Source organism: Planktotalea sp., assembly GCF_049680325.1.
Taxonomy (GTDB): Bacteria; Pseudomonadota; Alphaproteobacteria; order Rhodobacterales; family Rhodobacteraceae; genus Planktotalea.
Genome location: NZ_JBAUHO010000296.1, coordinates 1 through 3,206, shown reverse-complemented (window position 1 = coordinate 3,206; position 3,206 = coordinate 1). Strand labels below are relative to the sequence as shown.

3 protein-coding genes are annotated in these 3,206 nt (G+C 48.2%); all 3 read right to left on the bottom strand.

The genetic code is table 11. The features are described from left to right. Nucleotides 1–271: 271 nt before the first annotated feature. Entirely contained in the window at nt 272–1,741 is a 1,470-nt protein-coding gene (locus WBC85_RS13590) for a multicopper oxidase family protein (RefSeq protein WP_424438201.1), read from the bottom strand. A gap of 131 nt (nt 1,742–1,872) precedes the next feature. Next, complete coding sequence (locus WBC85_RS13585; protein ID WP_424438198.1) at nt 1,873–2,208, bottom strand: hypothetical protein; 336 nt, start codon at nt 2,206–2,208, stop codon at nt 1,873–1,875. Between the two features lie 149 nt (nt 2,209–2,357). Then, nucleotides 2,358–3,206, bottom strand: an 849-nt coding sequence (locus WBC85_RS13580) for an efflux RND transporter permease subunit (RefSeq protein WP_424438195.1), incomplete at its 5' end; no start/stop codon positions are given.

The following is a 3,206-nucleotide window of genomic DNA, read 5'->3' as shown; positions in this document are numbered from 1 at the left end:
GGTAGTCGGCATATCCCTCACAGCAACCACATTGCGGGTTTTTGTATAGGGTGACTTCTGTAGCCTGGGCGGGTGAACCGGCGGCCAAATAGCTTGCCCCCGCTGAGATAACGGCGGATGCCAATAGAATAACAATTGGTTTACGCATTGAATTTTCCTTTCCGATTGTGAGTTTTTATATGCACGCCACCTTCGATTATCGAGTTCGGCGCATTAAAGTGTGAAGCTTGATCAGGCGAGCTTGTGACAAGATATGGGAGCATGGTCGCTTTCATGTCCTTGTCTCCTCAACTCGGATAACACCCATCATCCCCGCAGCCTGATGTTCAAGGATGTGGCAGTGAAACATCCAATCACCAGGATTATCGGCGACAAACGCGACTTCAACTTTTTCACGAGGAGCAATGTGCACTGTGTCTTGCCATTCTTGATAGGTTGTTGCCTGACCGTTTCTTGAAATGACGCGGAATGAGTGGCCATGAAAGTGGATTGGGTGATGCCAAGCCGTAGCGTTGACCATGGCCAATATGTAAGATCGCCCCCGCTTTAAACTAAGGAAAGGTTCCATGACATGGCCGTTCGCAGCCTTGCCGTTAACAAACCACATGCCGTCCCCCCGCATCATGTTCATCATTGAGCCCATCATGCCACCTGAGCTGTCACCACCCATGCTGCCACCCATTTCAGCCATTACCATCGGCCCCATCATGCCGCCGTTGAAAATGATTTCATGACGTATGGCATCATCCAACTCGGGTTCGGCGAGTGGATTGGAAGGAAGTTCAATCGGCCAAACTGGAGTTTTGTCCCGCAATGGTTCGGTTGCATACTCAATATCCAGAAGCCTGTATTCGAGCCCCTCATAAAAACGGTCAGCAACTAAAAATTGACTTCCGGTTTCACCTGCCATGTCGAGGATTATGTCGATGCGCATGGCGGGCCCCAGAGTTACCATTTCATTCAAAGCTGCATGAGGAGTTACCGGTTGCCCGTCCAGTGCGATGACAGTTGGTGCATGACCAGAGAAATCTAACGAAAAGAAGCGCGCGTTGGCGGCATTGATCAGGCGCAATCTGATGCGTTCACCTTTTCTGACCTGAAATCGGTCCGGAATTCGACCATTGATCGTAACGGTGTTGCCAACCCGTCCGTTGTGCATCATGTCATGGCCGCTTCCAAAATCATCGCTGATTACTGCAGATTTCGTTAGGCGCCAATCATCCAATATCCAAGTTACATCGCGATCAACGCGAATTGGCCGAGCTTCCTCGATAATCAGCGGGCCGTAAAGACCACGTCCGACCTGTTCGGAACTATTCTGGTGGGGGTGAAACCAGAATGTCCCTGCATCGAGTGCGTCAAACTCATAGACAAAGGTCTCGCCGGGAGCGATAGGCGGCTGGGTAAGGTGCGGCACACCATCCATTGCATTGGGTGTGCGTATTCCATGCCAATGCACGGTGGTTTCTTCATCGAGACCGTTTTCTACAGTGATACGGAGACGGTCGCCTTGCTTCACACGAATTTCAGGCCCTGGCACCGATCCATTATAGCTCCAAACAGGTGTATCAGCACCAGATTGTGAGATAAGGCGTGTATTTCCGGGCGCGGCTTTAAGCTGAAATTCTTTTATTGGAGCAGCCTGAGCAACTTTCATTGCAGACAATGGGAGAAAGGCACTGCCGGATAAGGCAGCTGCAGCTGCGAGAAACGCTCGACGCGTTTGTGTGCATTTTGTCATGATATATTACCATTCTGAATAGGTGCCAGCTTCCGCTAACGGCGGAATTATTGCGATCAGAAGTCGCATATGGGTTTATAAAAACTCATATGATTCTTCGCGTCGCAAACCGGTACTATTCGGCTACGACGTCAGTTCAGAATGATTGATTTCGGTGGGTGAGGCTCGGGCAATCCAACGAGCCCGGTTATGTTGATAGAAAACATGGTCTTTGTAATGGCAGCAAAAACTCGAATTTCAGGAGAGGGGCTTTGAAGTACAGCCAAAACCGGAGACACGCAGGCCGAGTCACACGAAGACAATTTATCACTGTTCGCGCATTCTTGGCACTGATCCATTTCCGCGCCGTCAACCGCTGCGGTCATAATTTTCATGCTCATAGTTGTTGCATTGGCGCTGTGCAAAACATTACCAAAAGCGAAAGTGCTAACAATCAAAAGAATGAAAATATGTAAAAATTTGATCATGAATTGAAATTGCCTGAAAGTTCGCATCTTGTAAATAGGCGAACACCAAGAAGTGATTGCAACAGATTTAGTGATAGTTGGTTTTAAAACACGGGCAATCAACCATGCTGTTTTTGACTACATTATTTGATTTCAGACCTTTTCTTCTATCAGCTCTGAATTTTCGCCAAATCGATAGAATTAGAAACCAAAGCAGGTTTGGTCTCCTTCATTCTGGGCAATTTCCATCCTTTTATTATTGCATAAATCGCCGGGATCACAATTAGTGTGAGAAGTGTTGATGATACCATTCCTCCGATCATCGGCACGGCAATACGTTGCATGATTTCCGATCCGCTCCCGGTACTCCATAAAATTGGTAATAGACCTGCCATGATGGCTACCACGGTCATCATTTTTGGCCGTACGCGCTCTACCGCACCATACATGATGGCACCATTCAGATCTTCTCTTGTCAGAGGAAGATTTTCAATTAATCTTTTGCGTTTTATGTCTTCCAAGGCATGATCGAGATAGATCAACATGATCACCCCCGTTTCAGCGGCCACCCCTGCGAGAGCAATAAAACCGACTGCCACTGCAACTGACATATTAAAGCCCAGCCACCACATGAACCAGATGCCTCCGACAAGGGCAAACGGCAGGGACAGCATGACGATTAGTGTTTCTGTCAAAGCGCGGAAATTGAGATAGAGGAGCAGAAATATGAGGGCTAATGTGATTGGAACGACAATTTTGAGGCGTTCGTTAGCTCGTTCAAGATATTCGAATTGTCCGCTCCATGACACGGAAAATCCCGCGGGTAATTTGACTTCGCTTTCAACGGCTTTTTGGGCATCCGATACATAACCGCCAAGATCACGTCCTGTGATATCTACGAAAATATAGACTGCCAATTGGGCATTTTCAGTGCGAATAGACGTTGCACCGCGATTGAGTTCGACTTTGGCAACTTCGCCCAATGGGACTGTGCCCCCACCGGGCAAATCGATCTGCAC

Bases quoted from the DNA above. Each gene is read 5' to 3' on its own strand.
- WBC85_RS13590 (WP_424438201.1), bottom strand. From the start codon at position 1,741: ATGACAAAATGCACACAAACGCGTCGAGCGTTTCTCGCAGCTGCAGCT.
- WBC85_RS13585 (WP_424438198.1), bottom strand. From the start codon at position 2,208: ATGATCAAATTTTTACATATTTTCATTCTTTTGATTGTTAGCACTTTC.